We start from the raw sequence: 18,871 nt of genomic DNA on the forward strand, positions 1-18,871 counted from the left end.
ATGGGCGTTTTCGACTTTCTGTTGGGCTGTCTGGTCACGGCGCTGGTCCTGCGCCGCCGCCCGGCCGCGACCAAGGCGGCGCTGAAGGCGATGGAGGCCGCGACCAAGGGCGCACTGGATGCCGCTGCCTCCGCCGACGCCGCGCGGGCCGCCCTCGGGGCGCCCGCGCCAGTGCCCCTGCTCAAGCCCGCTCCCAGGCCCAGGGCCGCCGCTAAGCCAAAGCCGGCGGCTGCGAAGGTGGCCAAGCCGATTGCCAAGAAAGCCCCGGCCAAGCCCAAGCCTGCGTCCAGGCCCGTCCCGGCCGACCGGGTGCCCGTCGGCGCGGTCCTGCTGCCGCCGGCGGCCGCCCGGGCCGCGCTGCTGGCCTCGTTCCACTCGGCCGTGCTCCAGCTGGAGGAGCGCCGCCTGGCCACCGAGCCGGTTCCCGCTCCCGTCGACCGGGTGCCGCTCGCCGCAGCGCCCGTGGCGGACGACGACGGCCTGCTCCGGCTGCCCACCCCCTCCGGCCCGCGCGACATCGGCCGGCCGGTCCCCGAGTCGGACCGCGGCGAGCCGTTCCTCTACGTGGGGCGGCAGGACGGCGAGGAGACCGAGGAGGAGATGGCGATCGAGTGGCCCGAGCCCGGCGCCATCGCGGTGGCCGAGGTCGCCAAGCGGGGCGACGGGTACTTCATGGTCAACCCGATGACCCGCACCAGGACCCGGGTTGAGACCCACTCCAGGCTGGCCGACGGCTGGGGCGACCAACAGGACCGGGGGCTGCTGACGCCCGACATGACCCACCTGAGGGTCGCCGGCAAGGGAGGGCCGCGCGAGTGGTCGGTGCGGCTGATCGGTCCGTCCGACCTCGACGAGTTGGAGCAGGAGCGGCAGGGCACGGGAGACGTGTTCCTGGCGGTTCGGGACGCCGCGCCGGTCGAACTCGTCGCGCACATCAAGTCGGCCCACTGGTCCGTGAAGTTCGTCTGCGGCTGCTGGGCGGGGGACAAGTGCGCCTGTCCCAAGCCGGATCACTACCAGTCCCCAACGATCAGCAGCAGTGGGGAGGCCCTGAAGGTGCTCGCCGTCCCGCGACCGGGCCTGCTCCTCCTCGAGGTCTACCAGGCCACCGACCCCTGGCGCCTGCGCCTGCGGGCCGTCGGCTCCGAGCGCGACGAGGACTGAACCCCGCCCGCCATGTCCGACCCGCTCAGCGCTCCCGGCCGTCGTACTCCGCGCGGGCCGCGTTGACCTCCGGCATCTGCCGCTCGACCCAGTGCGCCAGGTTGCTCACCAGTTCGGCGGCCTCGATGCCCGAGGGTGTCAGGCTGTAGTCGACCCGGGGCGGGATCACCGGGTGCGCCTCGCGCCGCACGAACCCGTCGCGCTCCAGCGCCTGGAGGGTCTGCGCCAGCATCTTCTCGCTCACCCCGGCCACCCGGCGGCGCAGCTCGCTGAACCGGTAGCCGCGCTCCAGCAGCGCCACCAGCACCAGCACGCCCCAGCGGCTGGTGACGTGTTCCAGCACCCCGCGCGAGGGGCAGTTGCGGTCGTTGATGTCGCCGACCCGGTCGAGCAGGCTGAGCTCCTCCATTACCTTCATGTAAGTACCCTACTTCAAAGTGGGTACTTTCGAATAGTGAGTGAAGCTTCTACGGTTGGACCAACGAACCAATGAGGGAGCAGAAGATGATCGTCGTCACCGGTGCCACTGGACAGCTCGGCCGCCTGGTCGTGGAGGGCCTGCTCGCCGCGGTCCCCGCGAGCGAGGTCGCGGTCGTCGTGCGCTCGGCCGAGAAGGCCGCCGACCTCGCCGCTCGCGGCGTCGAGGTGCGGACCGCCGACTACAACCGCCCCGAGACGCTGGCCGGCGTCTTCGCGGCCGGCGACCGGGTGCTGCTGATCTCCGGCAGCGAGGTCGGCAACCGGATCCCGCAGCACCGGGCCGTGATCGACGCGGCGGCGGCGGCCGGCGCGGGCCTGCTCGCGTACACCGGGGTGCTGGGCGGCGACGCGGCCGGCTTCCGGCTGGCGGACGAGCACAAGGCGACCGAGGCGGCGATCCTCGCCTCGGGCCTGCCGTACGTGTTCCTGCGCAACGGCTGGTACAGCGAGAACTACACCGCCCACGCGGCCGACGTCGTCGAGCGCGGCGCGCTGGTCGGCAGCAGCGGCGAGGGCCGGATCGCCTCCGCCGCCCGCCAGGACTACGCGGACGCGGCCGTGGCCGTGCTGACCGGTGACGGCCACGAGGGCCGCGTCTACGAGCTGAGCGGCGACGTGGCGTGGAGCTTCGCCGAGTACGCCGCCGAGCTGTCGGCGCAGGCGGGCAAGCAGGTGGCGTTCCACAACGTGTCGGCGGACGAGCACCTCAAGGCGCTGATCGGCGCCGGGCTGCCGGAGGGCTTCGCGGGGATCCTGGTGGACGTGGACGCCGGTATCGTCCGCGGCGAGCTGGCCGGGACCAGCGGCGACCTGGCCCGGCTGATCGGACGCCCGACCACGCCGCTGGCCGCCTCCGTGCAGGCCGCCCTGAAGGCCTGACCAGCGCCTTACCTGCCTGTCCCAGCCCCGGGCCTCCCTCTGGCCATCTCTGTCATGACCAAAGGGTGATTACAGAGATGACAACCCCTTCCCCGCCCGCTACCGTCGGCTCGACCGACGTGCCACCGGGTGGAGGAGAGGGCCGACATGCCGCAGGGACCCCAGGGGGAGGCCGGATCGGCAGTGCGCGCCGCCGGCGCCGCGAGCAGACCGGAAACCGGCACCGGGAGCAGGACGGAAGAGGCCCGCGGCTTCTGGCTCGGCACCGCCGCCTACGGCATGTGGGGCCTGTTCCCGCTCTACTGGCCGCTGCTCGAACCGGCGGGGTCCGGCGAGATCCTGGCCAACCGGATGGTCTGGTCGCTGGTCGTGGTGGCCGCGATCCTGACCGCCCGACGGCACTGGGCGTGGATCCGCCCGCTGCTGCGCCAGCCGCGCCGGATCGCCCTCTCCGGCCTGGCGGCCGCCGCGGTCTCGATCAACTGGGGCGTCTACATCTGGGGCGTGAACTCCGGACACGTCGTCGAGACCAGCCTCGGCTACTTCATCAACCCGCTGGTCACCATCGGCTTCGGCGTCCTGCTGCTGCACGAGCGGCTGCGCAGAGTGCAGTGGGTGGCGGTCGGCGTCGGCGCGCTCGCGGTCGTGGTGCTGACCATCGGGTACGGGCGGCTGCCCTGGATCGCGCTCACCCTCGCGTTCACCTTCGCGGTCTACGGGCTGCTGAAGAAGAAGGTCGCACTGAGCGGGCTGGAGAGCTTCGCGGTGGAGACCGCGTTCCTCTTCCCCTTCGCGCTCGGCTACCTGGTCTATCTCGGGGTACGCGGCCAGGCCACCCTGGGCCACGGCGCAGGCCACACCGGCCTGCTGATGCTCAGCGGGGTGATCACCGCGATCCCGCTGCTCTGCTTCGGCGCGGCGGCCATCCGGGTCCCGCTCTCCACCCTGGGCCTGCTGCAGTACCTGGCGCCGGTCTTCCAGTTCCTGATCGGCATCGCGGTCTTCCACGAGTCGATGCCGCCGGCCCGCTGGGCCGGCTTCGCCCTGGTCTGGGCCGCGCTGGCCCTGCTGACCTGGGACGCGCTGCGCCGGGTGCGGGCGGACCGGGCCCAGCTCGCCGCGCTGCGCGAGGCGGCCGGCGCGGACCGGGCCGTGGCCGCAGCAGCAGCTGCGGCCGGCACCGATCCGGCGCCGGCCGCAGCTCCCGTCACGCCGTGAGGCCGGCGGCCGCCGTTACGCGGTGACGTCCCGACTGGTGAAGCGGGCCCAGGCGGCCGAGCCGAACACCGCCAGGTACAGGGCCTGCAGGCCGAGGTTCTGCAGGATCCCCGTCCAGTACATCGGCGCGCGCAGCAGATCACCGAAGGTCAGCCACTGGTGGGTGAAGAGCCAGGGCTGAATGGCGTGCAGCTGCGGGAAGCTGTCCAGGATCTGCACCAGGATCACCAGGCCGACGGTGGTGGCCATCGCGGCGATGCCGCTGCCGGTCAGGGTGGAGACGAAGAGCCCGATCGCCACCAGCCCGGCCAGCGACAGCGCCACCACCCCGGCGATCAGCACCGCCCGCAGCAGCGCCCCGCCCAGGCCGACCGTGTCGCCGGAGAGCAGCGTCATGCTGCCCATCGGGAACAGTGCGGCACCGGTGGCCAGGGCGGAGAGTGCCACCGCCAGCGTCGCCGCCCAGCAGAACACCATCGCCGCGAGGAACTTGGCGGCCAGCAGCCTGGTCCGCCCGGCCGGGGCGACCAGCAGGTAGCGCAGCGTGCCGGTGGCCGCCTCGCCGGCGATCGAGTCGCCGGCCACCACGCCCACCGTCATCGGCAGGAAGACCGGCAGTGCCACCGCGAGCGCGGCGAAGACCAGGAAGAGCCCGTTCTGGGTCACCTGGGCGATGAACGCCGGGCCGTTCGCGCCGCCGTGCATGTCGCCGGTCTCGATCTTCACCACCACGCCGAGCAGCACCGGCAGCGCGGCGAGCAGCCCCAGCAGGGCGATCGTCCGGGTCCGCCGGAAGGTCAGCGTGATCTCGCTGCGGAACAGCGCCAGGAACCCGGCCGCCGTCTGCGGCCGTACGCCTGCCGGCACCCGCCCTGACACCGTGGGCGCCATGGATGCCATGGATGCCATGGACGCCGGGGACACCGTGGGTGCCACCTCAACCTGCGACATCGAATCCCTCTCCGGTCAGCGCCACGAAGGCGTCCTCCAGCGTGCCGCGCTCGACCCCGAACGCCCGCACCCGCACGCCGGCCTCGACCAGCGCCGCGCACAGCCCGGGCAGCGGCTCGTCGCCTGCGGTGGCCGGCTCGCCGTCCACGCGGCCCTCCGCCACCCGGATGTCGCTCACCCCGGCGGCCGCCAGCACCTCGGCGGCCCGCGCGGCGTCCGGCGTCCGGACCACCAGGCGGCCCTGGGCCCGCGCCGCGAGCTCGGGGACGGTGCCCTGCACGACCAGTCGGCCCTTGGACATCACGGCGGCGTGCGTGCAGACCTGCTCGATCTCGTCCAGCAGGTGGGAGGAGAGGAAGACCGTGGTGCCCTCGCCCGCCAACTCGCGGATCAGCGCCCGGATCTCCCGCATACCCTGCGGGTCGAGGCCGTTGGTCGGCTCGTCCAGGACCAGCAGCTCGCGCGGCTGGAGCAGGGCTGCGGCCAGGCCGAGGCGCTGCTTCATGCCGAGCGAGTACGCCCGGGCCTTCTTGCCGGCCGCCGCCGTCAGCCCGACCCGGTCCAGCGCCTCGCCCACCCGGCGTGCCCGGGTGCGCGGATCGGCGGTCGGGTCGGCGCTGTCGTAGCGCACCAGGTTGTCGCGCCCGGAGAGGAACCCGTACAGGGCCGGGCCCTCGATGAGTGCCCCCACCCGGGGCAGCACGCTGCCCACCGACTGCGGCATCGAGGCGCCGAGCACCGTCGCCACGCCGGACGTCGGGGCGATCAGGCCCATCAGCATCCGGATGGTGGTGGTCTTGCCCGAGCCGTTCGGACCCAGGAAGCCGAAGACGCTGCCGCGCGGGACCGTCAGGTCCAGCCCGTCCACGGCCAGCTGGCCGCCGGCGAACCGCTTGGTCAGGCCCTGGGTCCTGATCACCGAAGGAGGGCCGACGGGGGCCGGGTCCGCCGCAGCGGCCCGACCACCCGTCAGGGTCCCCTCGGTCTCGGCGCTCTCGATGCTCTCGACGAGCGGGGACTGGGTCACCTACTTCACCCCGGCCGCACTCTGCAGGACGGGCAGGGTCACGGCGCCGGCGTAGACCCGGCCGTCGTCGGTGATCAGCACGTTCAGCACCTTGGTGCTGATCAGCTCGCCACCGGCGACCGGCTTGCCGAGCGACTTGAGCAGCGAGGACGTGCCGAGCCCGCTGAGCCTGCGGCCCTTCGCACCCTGCGCGGTGCCCGCGATGGCCGCACTGCCCTCGTTGGACGGGAGGTGGAAGGAGAGCACGGTCGTCCAGTCCGAGCCGATCACCCGGGTGCCGTTGGTGCCGTTGGCGCCCTGCGGAGCCCGCTGGTCCTTCGGGGTGTTCGGCAGCTCGGGGGCCTTCTGGGCCTTCTCGGCCTTCGGATCGGCCTTCTGCTCCGTGATCTTCGCGCCGCGCGGCGGGGTGAAGTTGAACGTACTGGCAGCGGGAGCACCGAACGTGACGTCGCTGAAGTGCACGTCGAGGATGGTGGCGCCGCCGGTGCCGGTGGCGAGCACGGCCAGCGGGGTGCCGGTGGCGGAGTCCACCGCGATCCGGACCTCGCCGATCGTCGAGCCCGCCTGCTTGGGCTTGAGCGCCAGCTCGTAAGCGCTGCGCCCGGCGACCGTGGCCGTGCCGTCCACCGTCACCGTCGAGCTGGCGGCGCTCTGCGCCAGGAACTGCCGGGCGGCCTCCTGCGGGGTGGTCGGCAGGCCGGTGAGCGGCGCTGCCGCCGGGTGCTTCGACCCGGGAGCCTTCGCCTCGGCGCCCTGCGGGGCGGACAGGTGCAGCGCCGAGTTGCTCGAACTGTCCCAGGCCCAGAGCTGGTCGCCGTTGTGGATCACGTCGTACTCGGCCAGGCTCTGGACCAGCGCGATGCGCTGCTTGTCCGGCCCGTCCACGGCCACCCGCAGGGTGTGGTCGCCCGCGAGCAGCGCGCTGAGCTGCTCCTCGGGCGAGGCCGCCGAGCCGTTCGCCTCCTTGGCCTGACCGCTGCCGCCGGCCGCACCCGCCGTGCCGGTCACGGCTGCCGCGGCGCCGCCGTGGCCCGCCATGGCGAGCAGCTCGGACGGGATGCCGAGGTCGGCCGAGACCTGGACCGTGCCGCTGAGCTGCTGGGTGTCCGACCCCAGCGCCTTGCTGATCAGCTGCTCCGCCGTCAGCGAGGGCAGCGTCGGTGATCCGTCGCTGGCGAGCGCCGGCACCAGGTTCACGCCCGCCACCGCGACGGCGGCGACCGCCACCGGCACCAGCAGCCGCAGTGCCGCCCGGCGCCGGGACCGGTAGGTCTCGCCGCTCTGCTCGCCTTCGAAGCCCGCATAGTCAGTCATCGTGTTCAGCCCCTCCGTCGCAGTCCCCAACTCGTCCACTCTCATTAGAGACCCCGGCGCCGACCCTGCCATCGCCCTGGAGGGGCAAGTCGGCATACCTCCAGAGGGGCACGTGACCCTGATCCCTTCTCAGGGTCAACGGGCGTGGTGGGTCCTCCTACTGGCGTAGGGTCACGTCATGCACGACATGCGTCCCTCGGAGCCGCCCGCTGTTGCACCCACCGCCAACGCGATGCGCAGAGCGCTGCGTCGGGCCCGTGACGGGGTGGCGGTGGACGTCGGCGAGGCGGCCGTGCTGCTCCAGGCCCGCGGGGAGGACCTGCGGGACCTGTGCGCGACCGCCGCCCGGGTGCGCGACGCGGGTCTGGAGGCGGCCGGCCGCCCCGGGGTGATCACCTACTCCAAGAAGGTGTTCATCCCGCTCACCCGGCTCTGCCGGGACCGCTGCCACTACTGCACCTTCGTCACCGTCCCCGGCAAGCTGCGCAAGGACGGCCACGGCCTCTACCTGTCGCCGGACGAGGTGCTGGAGATCGCCCGCCAGGGTGCCGCGCTGGGCTGCAAGGAGGCCCTGTTCACCCTGGGCGACCGCCCCGAGGACCGCTGGCCCGAGGCCCGCGAGTGGCTGGACGCGCACGGCTACGACGACACCCTCGCGTACGTCCGGGCGATGTCGATCCGGGTGCTGGAGGAGACCGGCCTGCTGCCGCACCTCAATCCGGGAGTGCTGAGCTGGACCGACTTCCAGCGCCTGAAGCCGGTCTCCCCCTCGATGGGGATGATGCTGGAGACCACCGCCACCCGGCTCTGGTCCGAGCCCGGCGGCCCGCACCACGGCTCGCCGGACAAGGAGCCGGCCGTCCGGCTGCGGGTACTGGAGGACGCCGGGCGCAGCGCCGTCCCGTTCACCACCGGCATCCTGATCGGCATCGGCGAGACCTACGAGGAGCGGGCCGACTCGCTCTTCGCGATCCGCCGGATCGCCCGGCAGTACCACGGGATCCAGGAAGTCATCGTGCAGAACTTCCGGGCCAAGCCGGACACCGCGATGCGCGCGATGCCGGACGCCGAGCTGGAGGAGCTGGCCGCCGCCGTCGCGGTGGCCCGGGTGGTGCTCGGCCCGTCCGCGCGGCTCCAGGCGCCGCCGAACCTGGTCGACGGGGAGTACCAGCTGATCATCGACGCGGGCATCGACGACTGGGGCGGCGTCTCGCCCCTGACGCCCGACCACGTCAACCCCGAGCGCCCCTGGCCGCAGATCGACGACCTGACGGCCCGCACCGCCGCCGCCGGCTTCGAACTGCGCGAGCGCCTGACGGTCTACCCCGAGTACCTGCTGCACGGCGAGCCCTGGCTCGACCCGCGCCTGCTGCCGCACGTCACCGCGCTGGCCGACCCGGTCACCGGCCTCGCCCGCCCGGACGCGCTGCCGGTCGGCCGCCCCTGGCAGGAGCCCGAGGACCTGCCCGCCGCCTCGGGCCGCACCGACCTGCACCGCACCATCGACACCGAGGGCCGCACCGGCGACCGCCGGGCCGACTTCGAGGACGTCTACGGCGACTGGGAGGCACTGCGCGAGCAGGTCCGCGCGATGCCCCCCGAGCGCCTGCCCGGCGACGTCCGGGCCGCCCTCGCGGTGGCCGCCGACGACCCGACGAAGCTGACGGACGACCAGGCCCTCGCCCTCTTCCACGCCGACGGCCCGGCCCTGGACGCGCTCTGCGCGATCGCCGACGCGGTGCGCCGCGACGCGGTCGGCGACACCGTCACCTACTGCGTCACCCGGAACATCAACTTCACCAACGTCTGCTACACCGGCTGCCGGTTCTGCGCCTTCGCCCAGCGCCGCACCGACGCCGACGCCTACACCCTCTCGCTCTCCCAGGTCGCCGACCGGGCCGCGCAGGCCTGGGACGTCGGTGCCACCGAGGTCTGCATGCAGGGCGGCATCCACCCGGACCTGCCGGGCACCGCCTACTTCGACATCGCGCGGGCGGTGAAGGAGCGCGTCCCGGGCATGCACGTGCACGCCTTCTCCCCGATGGAGGTCGTCAACGGGGCTACCCGGACCGGCCTTTCGATCCGCGACTGGCTGGCGGAGGCGAAGCAGGCCGGGCTGGACACCATCCCCGGCACCGCCGCCGAGATCCTCGACGACGACGTCCGCTGGGTGCTCACCAAGGGCAAGCTGCCGACCGCCACCTGGATCGAAGTGGTCACCGCGGCCCACGAGTTGGGCATCCGCTCGTCCTCCACCATGATGTACGGCCACGTGGACACCCCGGCGCACTGGCTCGGCCACCTGCGGCTGCTCGCCGAGATCCAGCAACGGACCGGCGGCTTCACCGAGTTCGTCACCCTCCCGTTCATCCACACCAACGCCCCGGTCTACCTGGCCGGAATCGCCCGCCCGGGTCCCACCCACCGCGACAACCGCGCGGTGATCGCGATGGCCCGCCTGCTGCTGCACACCCACATCCCCAACATCCAGACCAGCTGGGTGAAGTTGGGCGCCGAGGGCGCCGCCGAGATGCTCCGCTCCGGCGCCAACGACCTGGGCGGCACCCTGATGGAGGAGACCATCTCCCGGATGGCCGGCTCCGCCTACGGCAGCTACAAGTCCGTCCGCGACCTGGAGGCCATCGCCGAAGCCGCCGGCCGCCCCAGCCGCCAGCGCACCACCACCTACGGCGAAGTCCCCCCAGAACGCCGCGCCGCCGCCCTGGCCTCCGACGGCCACCTCCCCGACCTCCTCCCGGTCCTGGAGTAGCCACTCACTTCTGCTGACCGGGCGCGATCACGCTCCAGACCCGCTTGCCGACCCCGTCACGCGCACCGAACCCCCAGGACGCGGAGACCTGCTGCACCAGCAGCAGCCCGCGCCCGGATTCGTCCTGCGCGTCGCTGCTCGGTTGTGGAAGGTCGCCGCACGCGTCCTCCACCGCGATCCAGAGTTCCGTAGGACTCACGCGGAGCCCGACCCAGATCAACTGCCCTGCTCTGGTGCCGTGTACGAGCGCGTTGGTGACGAGTTCAGAGAGAACCAACGCGCCGTCGTCGGAGAAGCGCTGACCGCCGTCGACACGCCCAAGCAGCTCCCGCAGCAACCGACGGGCGAGTCCGGGCGCGCGTCGGTTGCCGGGAAGCCAGCAGTGGTCTTCGCCGAACCTCGCGGGTGGGATATCCAGGGTTTCGGACATGCGAACGCCCCTTCTGGCATGAGGACATGGCAGACGGGACTAGCGCCAGTCACTCTCGGCGAGCGTCCCGTCACATTCAGCATGATGCCTTCAGGAGATCGCTTGCAACCATGTCAGCAAAATATGAAAACTTTCATATCGAACCTGAATTCGGTTCGCCTGGAGTCGGATTGACGGTGGCGAAGGCTTCATCACCCGGGCAGACTGGTCCACTGACAGGTCAGGAGGGCTGTGGAGCATGGCTGCCAACGAGGTGCCGACGGTGCGTCATCGACGAGTCGCGCTTGAGCTTCGCCGGATGCGTGAAGAGGCAGGTCTGTCGGCGGAGGACGTGGCGAGCCGGATTCCTGCGATGAACCTGCCGAAGCTGAGCCGCTACGAGAACGCCCGCGTCGCCAACCCGAAGCCGGACGTTGTCGAGGGTCTGCTCGACCTCTACGGGTGCGAACCCGAGCTCAAGACCGTCCTGTTGGAGATCACTCGGGAGAAGAACCGCCGAGGTTGGTGGCAGGGCTACCGCGATGCGCTCAATCCGCTCTACACCGATCTGATCGGCCTGGAGGCAACTGCCCTATCCATCAAGGCGTATGAGGCCTCGTACATTCCAGGACTGTTCCAGACGCGTGCGTACGCAGAGACGATCATCGCCAAGAGCCCGACCAACAGCGCTTCGCGGGTCCCTGCCATGGTCGACGTCCGGATCGCTCGGCAGGCCGTTCTGACACGTGCCGAGGACCCGCTGAAGATGTGGGCGGTCATCCACGAGTCGGCGCTGTCGCCCAATGTCGGCGAACGCGTGATGGCCGAGCAGCTCGACAAGTTGGCCGGTCTCAGTCGCCACCCGAACATCCAGATCCAGATCATGGAGGCCTCGGCGCCGCCACATCCGGGTATGAGCGGGGCCTTCACCCTCCTGGAGTTTCCGCAGCGCAACCTCGACATCGTCCTGACCAGCGGGATGATCACCAGTGACTGGGTGGAAGAGGTTGAGCATGTGGACATCTACCGAGCGGGTTTCAACGAGATCATGGCAGCTGCGCTGAACCTCGATGACTCGCTCGGTCTCATCGTCGAGAAGAGAGACACGATCAAGTGAGCCACTTCCCTGTTGCCTCCGCCCTCCCCGTCGCATGGCAGAAGTCGACCCGTAGCAATCCCAATGACAACTGCGTGGAATGCGCTGTCGTGTCCGATGAGATTGCCGTGCGTGACAGCAAGGACCCCGCCGGTCCGGCCCTCAGGTTCTCGCGGGAGGCGTGGGCTGCCTTCGCCACCGCAGCCGGCGCGGACCAGCTCGCAGGCGCCCGCGGCTGAATCGCCGCGCTTGTTGGACGGTGGTCCCGGCACGTGACTGACGTGTCGAGGCCGCCGTTCTCGGTCACGCGGAGTACGGCTCGCGGTAGAAGTCGGCGTGGACCTCGGCCTGCACCTCGTTGCGAGCCTGGCGGAGGCTGGTGCCGCCGACGTAGCGCTGGGTGCGGGCGTGGCCCACGGGTTCGATGAGATCGAGTCGGCGCAGGGTGCGGAGGTCGGCCAGGGCCTGGTCGCGGGTGAGGGATTCCTCGGCCTGGTAGCTGGTGCGGCGCAGGTGGCCCTGGGCGGCCGCGTAGAGGGCGGACACAGTGCGCTCGTCGAGGTGGTGTTGACGGGCGAGGACCTCCAGCCGGTACCAGAGGCGGGCGGCGGACTCGAACCGGCGCTGCACCTCCTGTGCCTGGAGGTGGTGAGCCGTCAGGCAGAAACGGATCCAGGAGTGGGCGTCCCGTCGGGGCTGCCAGCTGCCTGCCTGGACGGTGCGCAGGGCCGAGTAGTACTCACGGGTGTTGAAGTCGTCGGCGCCGAGCCACTCCTCGATGCTGGAGAACTCCGGGGCGAGGACGCCTTCTCGGGCGAGGACCAGGGTGTGCACGGCGCGCGACATCCGGCCGTTGCCGTCGCGCCAGGGGTGGATCGAGACCAGGTTGAGATGAGCCATCGAGGCGCGGACCAGGGCCGGCGCGTCCGGTTCGTCCTGCGAGAGCCAGTGGACGAGTTCGTCCATCAGGGCGGGGACCTCGTCGGGGTCCGGGGCGGTGTAGACGGGCGGACGGCCTGGGCCGCCCGAGACCCAGACGCCGTTGGTGCGGTACTCGCCGGGGCGGACCTCGTCGTCCGCCCTGGTCATCATGAAGTGCAGGGCGGAGAGCAGGGTGTGATCCCACGTGAAGATCCGAAAGCCCGAAGCGCGCTGGATGTAGGTCAGGGCGTCCCGGTATCCGACGACGGCGTTCCTGGTCGCGTCGTCCGTGTCGGCGGAGATCTCGCCGCCCGAGACGAGGGTCTCGGCGTCCTCGGCGGTGATCGTGTAACCCTCGATGTGGGTCGACCCGCGAACGGCAGCCGCAGTGAGCGCACGACGCAGCTGGCCCTCCCATCGCCGAGGCTCGGCGAGGCGGTGCTTGAACTCCGAGCGGAGCGTGTTGATCTCATCGATCACGCGGTGGTCGTCCGGAGTGAGAAGCGGTGTCGCGAAGAGCATTCTTCGATCCTACGACACACGTAGGGTCGAAGGGCTATCGACGGTTGGGCTGGCGTTGACGTCGGGGGGAAGGTCTACCGTCGGGGGAGAGCGACGGGTAGGAGGCGGGAGCATGCGGATCGGGGAGCTGGCCGAGCGGGCCGGGACGACCACGCGGACGTTGCGGTACTACGAGGCGCGGGGGCTGTTGACCGCGCGGCGGGCCGGGAACGGGTACCGGGCGTACGGGGAGGCGGACCTCCATCTGGTGCGGCAGATCCGGCTGTTGCAGGACTTCGGGTTCGAGCTGGAGGACACCCGCCCGTTCGTGGAGTGCCTGCAGGCGGGGCATCCGGCCGGGGACTCCTGTGCGGCCTCGCTGGACGTCTACCGTCGCAAGCTGGCCGAGCTGGACGACTGCCTGGCCCGCCTGGGCGCCGTGCGCGAGCAGGTCGCGGCCCAGTTGGCGCGCGCCGAGCAGGCCAATCCGCGGTGCGAACTGACACTTACCGAGGGGACAGTCTCATGATCACTGCTGTGACCGACGCCAGCTTCGCCGCGGAGGTGCTGGACAGCGACCTCCCCGTGCTGGTGGACTTCACCGCCTCCTGGTGCCCGCCGTGCCGGATGATCGAACCCGTGCTGGCGGCGGTGGCGGTGGAGGAGGCGCACCGGATCAAGGTGGTGAGCCTGGACGTCGACAGCAACCCGGAGACGCAGGCCGCGTATGCCGTCCTGTCGATGCCCACCCTGATCGTCTTCCGCGGCGGCGAGCCCGTGAAGTCCATGGTCGGCGCCCGCGCGAAGGCCAAGCTGCTGCGCGAACTGGCCGAGGTGCTCTGAGGCCGGGGCCTCAGGCGCGCCGCTGCCGCCGCTTCCACCAGCGGGGGTAGCGGATCTGCACGCTGCCCTTGGTCACCTCGCCCGTCACCTGGAGGACCGGGCTGCCGGGGGCGGGCTGGGTGGTGGCCTTGTTCTCCACTGCGCCCATGTCGACCTTGACGCCGTGGGTGGTGACCGACCAGCCGAGCGGGACGATGACCTCGATGCTTCCCTTGCGCACGTCGAGTTCCAGCGCGACCTCGCGGTGCCGGCAGGTGGCGCCCGTGAAGTCGATGGCGATGCTGCCCTTGTCGGTCGTCGCGCTGATCAGCCGCGGTACGTCCCAGTAGCCGGTCTGCTTGATGGCGCCCGCGCGGGTCTCCAGGACCAGCGGCTCATCGAGCCGTAGGTCGACGGCCCCACTCAGGTCTGCGGTCAGCGGCACCAACTCCGCGTACGTCTTGGCGGCGAAGGCGCTCTCCAGCCGCTCCTCCAGCTCGGCGAGGTCGAGCTGCCCGTCCCCCGCGGCCTCCCGCAGGCGCTCGGCGACCTGCTCGCGGTCGTCGTGCGAGGCCCGCCGGGCGGGGGTCTGGCGGTGTGCTGGCAGCTGCTCCTCGGTCATTCGGCAAGTGTACGAGCCGCATTGCCGCCAGCCCATGTCGGATAGCGCCCATCTCGCCGCAGGCGCAGCGGCATTGGCGGTCCCCCCATCGGGTGAACGGAGGGTGTGGTGCGAGCGCCGATGCACACGGGACTGCCACGATCGGGGTGTTGATCTTGTTGTCTTTCTCGGAGGAGACAGCAGATCATGGTGCTGAGCTTCACCATGGTGATCGAGCAGCCTCAGGGGCTGGGCCAGGACCGCTCCAAGCGCGAGCCGCTGATCCTGACCACCAAGGACCCGGCGATGCTCATCGGCCAGCTCACCCAGTTCCCGCCGAAGGGCGACCTCTACCAGCTCCAGAACCCGGTCGACCTCGTCGACCTGGAGAACCCGGACACCGTCGTCGCGACGATCACGAAGTTCCCGGTCAAGGTCGGCGGCCTCTGACCGAACCCCAGGAAGGCTGTCGCCCGGCACCACCACGGTGCCGGGCGACAGTCGTGTCCGGGATCAGGAGCCGGACAGCTCCGTCATCGCGGTGATGGTGTTGTGCGAGTCGATCACCACGTCGAAGAAGTTCTGCCCGGCGCAGAAGTACCCGGCCGGCAGCTTCGCGCCGTCGAGCTGGGTGCCCTTCGGGTCGGCGCAGGCCTTGACGTGGGCGATGCCGGTGTTGATGTCGCCGGCCTTGGCGACGACGGTCTTCGGGCCGTCCTTGGCGATGACGGTGATCTTCGCGTCCAGGGAGAGGCCGTAGGTCTTCAGGGTGGCGGTGTGCGAGTAGGCGGCACCCTCGTTCATCGACGGGTCGCAGTGCGCCTGGGCCTGCGCGGCGACCACGTTGTTCATGGCCCCTTCGAGGTGGTCGACCCAGATGTACTGGTGTCCCGGGGCGAGCGTCGGGCAGTCGCTCTTGCCGCCGCCCTTGCTGCTGCTCGGGGCGGCAGCGGGCTTGCTCGGCGTGACCGGGGTGGCCACCGCGGCCGAGCTCGGGGCGGCGGAGGCCGCGCTCGTGCCCGCGTTCGGGTCGTCCGGGCCGCAGGCGGTCAGCGCGAACGCGGCGGAGACGAGCAGGGCAGTGCTGAGTGCATGGCGCATGGAAATGATGACGAAACCCCCGTACATGGGCCGGCGCCGCCGGCCGACTGAACCGAAAACGGAACGGACCGCGGCCATCAGTCGTCACGCGGTCGTCCGGCCGGAAAGTGTATAGCCAGCTGGGGACACGAGTTGACGGGCGCTCACCTGGCGGTCATCCGCAGGTTGCGGGGGACCTGTCACCCGGTAACGGCATTCGAATACAGTGCGGAGGCGCTCGAACAGCCCCAGTGACGACGCAGCTCCCAGTGACGCTCGGCGAAAGGCTCCACCCGTGATGGCCCTGTGGTCACGTGCCCAGCAGCAGGACTACCGCAGCCGGGTGCGCGGCGCGCTGCTCGGTGGAGCGATCGGCGACGCGCTGGGCGCGGGCATCGAGTTCGACTCGATCGAGAAGATCCGCACCGCACACGGCCCGCAGGGCGTCACCGGCTACGTCCCGGCGTACGGGCTGCGCGGCGCGGTCACCGACGACACCCAGATGGTGCTGTTCACCGTGGACGGGCTGATCCGCGCCCACATCCGGCGGGACGCCGGCGGCTGGCACCCGCCCACCGACGTGCACCGCGCCTACCTGCGCTGGGCCGCCACCCAGCGCGACTGGGGGCCGGACGAGCGCCGCCCCGACCTCGGCTGGCTGGGCCGCGAGGAGTGGCTCTACGCCCAGCGTGCGCCCGGTTCGGCCTGCCTCTCAGGGCTCTCCGGCCCGGACGCCGAGCGGCTCGGCACCCTGGACGCCCCGAAGAACCCGCACTCCAAGGGCTGCGGCACGGTCATGCGCGCCGCGCCGTTCGGCCTGCTGCTCGGCTGGGAGCCCGGCCTGGTCTTCCAGCTCGCGGTGGAGTGCTCGGTGCTGACCCACGGCCACCCCACCGGCTATCTCTCCGCGGGCGCGCTGGCGGTGATCGTGCACACCGTGCTGCGCGGCGGCACGTTGGAGGAGGGCGTCCAACTGGCGCTGGCGCAGCTCGCGGAGCGACCCGGGCACGAGGAGACCACGGCGGCGCTGCGCGGGGCGCTGGAGGCCGTCCGGTCCGGTGCGCCGTCCGCCGAGCGGGTGGCCGCGCTGGGGGAGGGCTGGGTGGCCGAGGAGGCGCTGGCGATCGGGGTGTACTGCGCGCTGGTGGCCGAGGACGTCCGGTCCGGGCTGCTGCTGGCGGTCAACCACTCGGGGGACAGCGACTCCACCGGGACGGTCTGCGGGAGCCTGCTGGGCGCGCTGCACGGCGAGACCGCGCTGCCGGCCGAGTGGGTGGCCGAACTGGAGGGCCGCGGGACGGTGTTGCAGCTGGCCGACGACCTGGTGCTGGAGCTCGTCCACGGGCCGGAACTGCACGGCCCGGACGCAGGGGACGCCTGGCGCGAGCGCTACCCGGTCTGAGCGCTACCCGGTCTGAGTGCTACCTGGTCCGGCGCTCGTGGTGGGCCCGGGACCGGACAAGGCAAGGGCCCACCACGCCGGCGTGATCAGACGGTGCCGAACGCCCCGCTGCCGGCGGCGATCGCGAACGCCAACCAGGCGTCGGGTGAGAAGTGCAGCTGCGGACCCTCGGGGTCCTTGGAGTCGCGTACGGCCACCGTCGCCGACTCCGGGACCGCGACCTCCACGCAGGCGCCGTTGCCGCCGCTGTGGCTGCTCTTGCGCCAGGCCGGGTTGACGGTCAGGGTCTTGATGCTCATTTCTGGTACGCCTCCGCATAGTCGGTGATCAGTGACCGGGTCTCCGCGACGCTGAGGGCCGCGGCCCTCAAGTGGTCATACAGTCCGGTATAGCGGCGGACGTCCACGTCCTTCTCCAAGTAGAGGTCGCTCGTCACCCCTTCGAAGTAGACGACCGTGGAATCGGCTGACTCCGGGAACTCCATCAGGGAGAATGTCCCGGTCATTCCCGGGTGCGCCCCTCGGACGAACGGGATCACCTGGATCGTGATGTTCGGCTGCTCGCCCAACTCCAGCAACTGGCGCATCTGGTCGGCCATCACCGCACCGCCACCGACCTCCCGGGCGAGCGCGGCCTCGTCTATGACGGCCCAGAAGTTCTCGATCCGGTCGTCGCCGGTGATCCGGTCCTGGCGCTTGAGCCGCACCTCCACCCGGCGGCGGATCGAGCTCGCGTCGGTGTCCGGCTGGGTGCCCATGACGACCGCCTCGGCGTACTCCCTGGTCTGCAGCAGACCCGGGATGAACGAGGACTCGTAGGAGCGGATCGACGAGGCCTCGGCCTCCAGGCCGATGTACACGCTGTACGGGATGTCCCCGAACTCGTGCCACCAGCCGCGCTGCCGCGACTCCTTGGCCATCTCCATCAGGCTGTTGCGCATGCGCGGATCGTCGACGTTGTAGACGTCGCACAGATCGCGGACGTCCCGCGGGCTGATGCTGCGGCGGCCGTTCTCCAGTCGGCTGATCTTCGACTGGGAGACCATCAACCGGGCCGCCACCTCCTCGGCCGTCATCCCCTTGGTCTCGCGCAGACGGCGCAACTCGGCGCCCAGCCTTCTGCGTCGGACGGTGGGATTGATGCTGGCGGACACATCGACCTCCGGCGGAACCTGTGTGCTGCTTCGGACTTCTTCGGTGTTCGTACCAACCCCCTGGCTCTGAGCAGCATGCCACCCTGGATCAGTTCACCGCCGGGGAATTGCGTCACCGCTGCGCGAACACCCTCCGGCGTGCTATGGCTCCTTCAGCCTCGCACCGCCCGGCTCCGGGGACGACGGCGGGGCGGCCGCTCCCGGCAGATGCCGGGAGCGACCGCCCCGAGAGTCCGGTGGCCCGCCGTTTCCGACGGGCCACCGGGTCGGACGTCAGCGGACGCCGACCCGACCGAGCGGGCTCGGTGCTCCCGCCGGCCGACCGCGGTCGACGGGCTCCGAACCGGTCCGCTGGGCCGGTGCCCGTCCGCCGGTTGCGGCCGCCACCGGTCCGCCACGGCCCTGCTGGGCCGGAAGGCCGTTCTGCACGTCCATGACGGCATGCGCGACCATCCCGCCGAGCGGGTCGTACCGGATCAGGTCGCGCAGGCGTGACCGTGAGGACCTGCCCTCGTTACCGGGATACAAGTGCTTCCCGAGCCCCACCGCATGGGCCAGTGCGGCCAGTGCGGCCGTTCTGGGGTCCGGTGGGACGCCAGTGCGGATGGCTGTGTCGAGACGCTGCTTGATGGCAGCGTTCGTACAGTCGTCCGACGCCTGGTAGCGCGTTGTCGGTAGGACACCGCACACCTGGCCCGGCACAGCCGCCACCATGCCGCACCGTTCCAGGTGCGCCAGGTAGGTCTGCCGAAGCCCCAGTCGGGGCCCGCCGATCCAGTGCGCGGCACGCACCGGGCTGCCGCGACGGCGCAGCAGCTCCAGGGCGTGGTCCAGGGTGGGGTCGCCGGTCGGCCGTGGCATCACCACGGCGATCCGGTCCCCGTCCGGGACTATCCGTCCTGCCAGGGACAGCTCGACGAGCTGTGCCCCGGCCAGTCCGAGGTCGAGGGTCTGCGGCTGCGCCGTGGTACCCGTGGTCGGGTCCAGTGCGAGCAACAAGAGTTCCTCGGGAATTGTTCTGCGGCTCTTGCCCATCCAAGCCTCCCCGCGTGGATGAATGACAGAGTGACGCCTCTCACACGG

Annotated in this window: 21 protein-coding genes; 10 read left to right on the plus strand and 11 right to left on the minus strand. The window is 71.3% G+C overall.

From position 1 onward, the window contains the following. Window positions 1-1,164: a hypothetical protein gene (locus P3T37_RS16985; RefSeq protein WP_280724500.1), complete on the plus strand. Its 1,164-nt coding sequence runs from the start codon at window positions 1-3 to the stop codon at window positions 1,162-1,164. Window positions 1,165-1,189: 25 nt separating this feature from the next. On the opposite strand, the gene P3T37_RS16990 is transcribed toward P3T37_RS16985, so the two are convergent. Then, the gene (locus P3T37_RS16990; RefSeq protein ID WP_280724560.1) at window positions 1,190-1,573 is read right to left on the minus strand and encodes a helix-turn-helix domain-containing protein; all 384 of its coding nucleotides are present in this window, start codon (window positions 1,571-1,573) and stop codon (window positions 1,190-1,192) included. An 80-nt stretch (window positions 1,574-1,653) separates the two neighbouring features. On the opposite strand from P3T37_RS16990, the gene P3T37_RS16995 reads away from it, so the two are divergent. Together P3T37_RS16995 and rarD are read left to right on the plus strand one after the other, a co-directional pair. Then, entirely contained in the window at window positions 1,654-2,523 is an 870-nt protein-coding gene (locus tag P3T37_RS16995) for an SDR family oxidoreductase (RefSeq protein ID WP_280724501.1), read from the plus strand. Between the two features lie 147 nt (window positions 2,524-2,670). Further along, window positions 2,671-3,741, plus strand: a complete 1,071-nt coding sequence (gene rarD / locus P3T37_RS17000; RefSeq protein WP_280724502.1) for an EamA family transporter RarD — start codon at window positions 2,671-2,673, stop codon at window positions 3,739-3,741. Window positions 3,742-3,756: 15 nt separating this feature from the next. Here rarD and P3T37_RS17005 read toward each other — a convergent pair whose 3' ends face one another. Genes P3T37_RS17005 through P3T37_RS17015 form a run of 3 tightly spaced genes read right to left on the minus strand, consistent with a single transcriptional unit; the run spans window position 3,757 to window position 7,033 of the window. After that, window positions 3,757-4,641 (minus strand): ABC transporter permease, encoded by an 885-nt coding sequence (locus P3T37_RS17005; RefSeq protein WP_280724503.1) that lies wholly within the window; start codon window positions 4,639-4,641, stop codon window positions 3,757-3,759. Between the two features lie 37 nt (window positions 4,642-4,678). Beyond that, window positions 4,679-5,665: an ABC transporter ATP-binding protein gene (locus P3T37_RS17010; RefSeq protein ID WP_280724561.1), complete on the minus strand. Its 987-nt coding sequence runs from the start codon at window positions 5,663-5,665 to the stop codon at window positions 4,679-4,681. A gap of 54 nt (window positions 5,666-5,719) precedes the next feature. Further along, a complete protein-coding gene (locus P3T37_RS17015; protein ID WP_280724504.1) occupies window positions 5,720-7,033 on the minus strand; it encodes a DUF2092 domain-containing protein in 1,314 nt (437 codons plus the stop codon). 187 nt (window positions 7,034-7,220) lie between these two features. Between P3T37_RS17015 and P3T37_RS17020 the strand changes: the two genes are divergently transcribed. Further along, on the plus strand, window positions 7,221-9,803 hold the full coding sequence (locus tag P3T37_RS17020) for a bifunctional FO biosynthesis protein CofGH (protein WP_280724563.1): 2,583 nt from the start codon (window positions 7,221-7,223) through the stop codon (window positions 9,801-9,803). A 4-nt stretch (window positions 9,804-9,807) separates the two neighbouring features. Here the strand turns inward: P3T37_RS17020 and P3T37_RS17025 are convergent, their stop codons facing one another. Further along, entirely contained in the window at window positions 9,808-10,233 is a 426-nt protein-coding gene (locus P3T37_RS17025; protein WP_280724505.1) for an ATP-binding protein, read from the minus strand. 238 nt (window positions 10,234-10,471) lie between these two features. On the opposite strand from P3T37_RS17025, the gene P3T37_RS17030 reads away from it, so the two are divergent. Together P3T37_RS17030 and P3T37_RS17035 are read left to right on the plus strand one after the other, a co-directional pair. Then, entirely contained in the window at window positions 10,472-11,329 is an 858-nt protein-coding gene (locus tag P3T37_RS17030; RefSeq protein WP_280724506.1) for a helix-turn-helix transcriptional regulator, read from the plus strand. Further along, entirely contained in the window at window positions 11,326-11,547 is a 222-nt protein-coding gene (locus P3T37_RS17035) for a DUF397 domain-containing protein (RefSeq protein ID WP_280724507.1), read from the plus strand. Before P3T37_RS17030 ends, P3T37_RS17035 begins: the two co-directional genes overlap by 4 nt. Window positions 11,548-11,611: 64 nt before the next feature. Here P3T37_RS17035 and P3T37_RS17040 read toward each other — a convergent pair whose 3' ends face one another. Further along, window positions 11,612-12,751 (minus strand): Fic family protein, encoded by a 1,140-nt coding sequence (locus P3T37_RS17040; RefSeq protein WP_280724508.1) that lies wholly within the window; start codon window positions 12,749-12,751, stop codon window positions 11,612-11,614. 112 nt (window positions 12,752-12,863) lie between these two features. Here P3T37_RS17040 and P3T37_RS17045 point away from each other — a divergent pair, with 112 nt between their 5' ends. Continuing rightward, a complete protein-coding gene (locus tag P3T37_RS17045; RefSeq protein ID WP_280724509.1) occupies window positions 12,864-13,259 on the plus strand; it encodes a MerR family transcriptional regulator in 396 nt (131 codons plus the stop codon). Then, window positions 13,256-13,573 (plus strand): thioredoxin, encoded by a 318-nt coding sequence (trxA, locus tag P3T37_RS17050; protein WP_280724510.1) that lies wholly within the window; start codon window positions 13,256-13,258, stop codon window positions 13,571-13,573. Before P3T37_RS17045 ends, trxA begins: the two co-directional genes overlap by 4 nt. Window positions 13,574-13,583: 10 nt before the next feature. Here the strand turns inward: trxA and P3T37_RS17055 are convergent, their stop codons facing one another. Further along, entirely contained in the window at window positions 13,584-14,174 is a 591-nt protein-coding gene (locus P3T37_RS17055) for a DUF1707 domain-containing protein (protein ID WP_280724511.1), read from the minus strand. 186 nt (window positions 14,175-14,360) lie between these two features. On the opposite strand from P3T37_RS17055, the gene P3T37_RS17060 reads away from it, so the two are divergent. Next, a complete protein-coding gene (locus tag P3T37_RS17060) occupies window positions 14,361-14,603 on the plus strand; it encodes a hypothetical protein (protein WP_280724512.1) in 243 nt (80 codons plus the stop codon). Between the two features lie 63 nt (window positions 14,604-14,666). Here P3T37_RS17060 and P3T37_RS17065 read toward each other — a convergent pair whose 3' ends face one another. Then, entirely contained in the window at window positions 14,667-15,254 is a 588-nt protein-coding gene (locus P3T37_RS17065; protein WP_280724513.1) for a hypothetical protein, read from the minus strand. A gap of 277 nt (window positions 15,255-15,531) precedes the next feature. Between P3T37_RS17065 and P3T37_RS17070 the strand changes: the two genes are divergently transcribed. Then, a complete protein-coding gene (locus P3T37_RS17070; protein ID WP_280724514.1) occupies window positions 15,532-16,635 on the plus strand; it encodes an ADP-ribosylglycohydrolase family protein in 1,104 nt (367 codons plus the stop codon). 86 nt (window positions 16,636-16,721) lie between these two features. Here the strand turns inward: P3T37_RS17070 and P3T37_RS17075 are convergent, their stop codons facing one another. The 3 genes from P3T37_RS17075 to P3T37_RS17085 all read right to left on the minus strand — a co-directional run bounded on the left by P3T37_RS17075 (window position 16,722) and on the right by P3T37_RS17085 (window position 18,823). Beyond that, complete coding sequence (locus tag P3T37_RS17075; RefSeq protein ID WP_280724515.1) at window positions 16,722-16,934, minus strand: DUF397 domain-containing protein; 213 nt, start codon at window positions 16,932-16,934, stop codon at window positions 16,722-16,724. Then, on the minus strand, window positions 16,931-17,788 hold the full coding sequence (locus P3T37_RS17080) for a helix-turn-helix transcriptional regulator (protein WP_280724517.1): 858 nt from the start codon (window positions 17,786-17,788) through the stop codon (window positions 16,931-16,933). Before P3T37_RS17080 ends, P3T37_RS17075 begins: the two co-directional genes overlap by 4 nt. 273 nt (window positions 17,789-18,061) lie before the next feature. After that, the gene (locus P3T37_RS17085) at window positions 18,062-18,823 is read right to left on the minus strand and encodes a GPP34 family phosphoprotein (protein WP_280724518.1); all 762 of its coding nucleotides are present in this window, start codon (window positions 18,821-18,823) and stop codon (window positions 18,062-18,064) included. Between the last annotated feature and the right edge of the window lie 48 nt (window positions 18,824-18,871).

Origin of the sequence: Kitasatospora sp. MAA4, assembly GCF_029893355.1 — a bacterium.
GTDB lineage: Bacteria > Actinomycetota > Actinomycetes > Streptomycetales > Streptomycetaceae > Kitasatospora.

Excerpts from the sequence above, each read along its gene's own strand:
- P3T37_RS16985 (WP_280724500.1), top strand. The coding sequence starts at position 1 with ATGGGCGTTTTCGACTTTCTGTTGGGCTGTCTGGTCACGGCGCTGGTC.
- P3T37_RS16990 (WP_280724560.1), bottom strand. The coding sequence starts at position 1,573 with ATGGAGGAGCTCAGCCTGCTCGACCGGGTCGGCGACATCAACGACCGC.
- P3T37_RS16995 (WP_280724501.1), top strand. The coding sequence starts at position 1,654 with ATGAGGGAGCAGAAGATGATCGTCGTCACCGGTGCCACTGGACAGCTC.
- rarD (WP_280724502.1), top strand. The coding sequence starts at position 2,671 with ATGCCGCAGGGACCCCAGGGGGAGGCCGGATCGGCAGTGCGCGCCGCC.
- P3T37_RS17005 (WP_280724503.1), bottom strand. The coding sequence starts at position 4,641 with ATGGCATCCATGGCGCCCACGGTGTCAGGGCGGGTGCCGGCAGGCGTA.
- P3T37_RS17015 (WP_280724504.1), bottom strand. The coding sequence starts at position 7,033 with ATGACTGACTATGCGGGCTTCGAAGGCGAGCAGAGCGGCGAGACCTAC.
- P3T37_RS17020 (WP_280724563.1), top strand. The coding sequence starts at position 7,221 with ATGCGTCCCTCGGAGCCGCCCGCTGTTGCACCCACCGCCAACGCGATG.
- P3T37_RS17025 (WP_280724505.1), bottom strand. The coding sequence starts at position 10,233 with ATGTCCGAAACCCTGGATATCCCACCCGCGAGGTTCGGCGAAGACCAC.
- P3T37_RS17030 (WP_280724506.1), top strand. The coding sequence starts at position 10,472 with ATGGCTGCCAACGAGGTGCCGACGGTGCGTCATCGACGAGTCGCGCTT.
- P3T37_RS17040 (WP_280724508.1), bottom strand. The coding sequence starts at position 12,751 with ATGCTCTTCGCGACACCGCTTCTCACTCCGGACGACCACCGCGTGATC.
- P3T37_RS17045 (WP_280724509.1), top strand. The coding sequence starts at position 12,864 with ATGCGGATCGGGGAGCTGGCCGAGCGGGCCGGGACGACCACGCGGACG.
- trxA (WP_280724510.1), top strand. The coding sequence starts at position 13,256 with ATGATCACTGCTGTGACCGACGCCAGCTTCGCCGCGGAGGTGCTGGAC.
- P3T37_RS17055 (WP_280724511.1), bottom strand. The coding sequence starts at position 14,174 with ATGACCGAGGAGCAGCTGCCAGCACACCGCCAGACCCCCGCCCGGCGG.
- P3T37_RS17060 (WP_280724512.1), top strand. The coding sequence starts at position 14,361 with ATGGTGCTGAGCTTCACCATGGTGATCGAGCAGCCTCAGGGGCTGGGC.
- P3T37_RS17065 (WP_280724513.1), bottom strand. The coding sequence starts at position 15,254 with ATGCGCCATGCACTCAGCACTGCCCTGCTCGTCTCCGCCGCGTTCGCG.
- P3T37_RS17070 (WP_280724514.1), top strand. The coding sequence starts at position 15,532 with ATGGCCCTGTGGTCACGTGCCCAGCAGCAGGACTACCGCAGCCGGGTG.
- P3T37_RS17075 (WP_280724515.1), bottom strand. The coding sequence starts at position 16,934 with ATGAGCATCAAGACCCTGACCGTCAACCCGGCCTGGCGCAAGAGCAGC.
- P3T37_RS17085 (WP_280724518.1), bottom strand. The coding sequence starts at position 18,823 with ATGGGCAAGAGCCGCAGAACAATTCCCGAGGAACTCTTGTTGCTCGCA.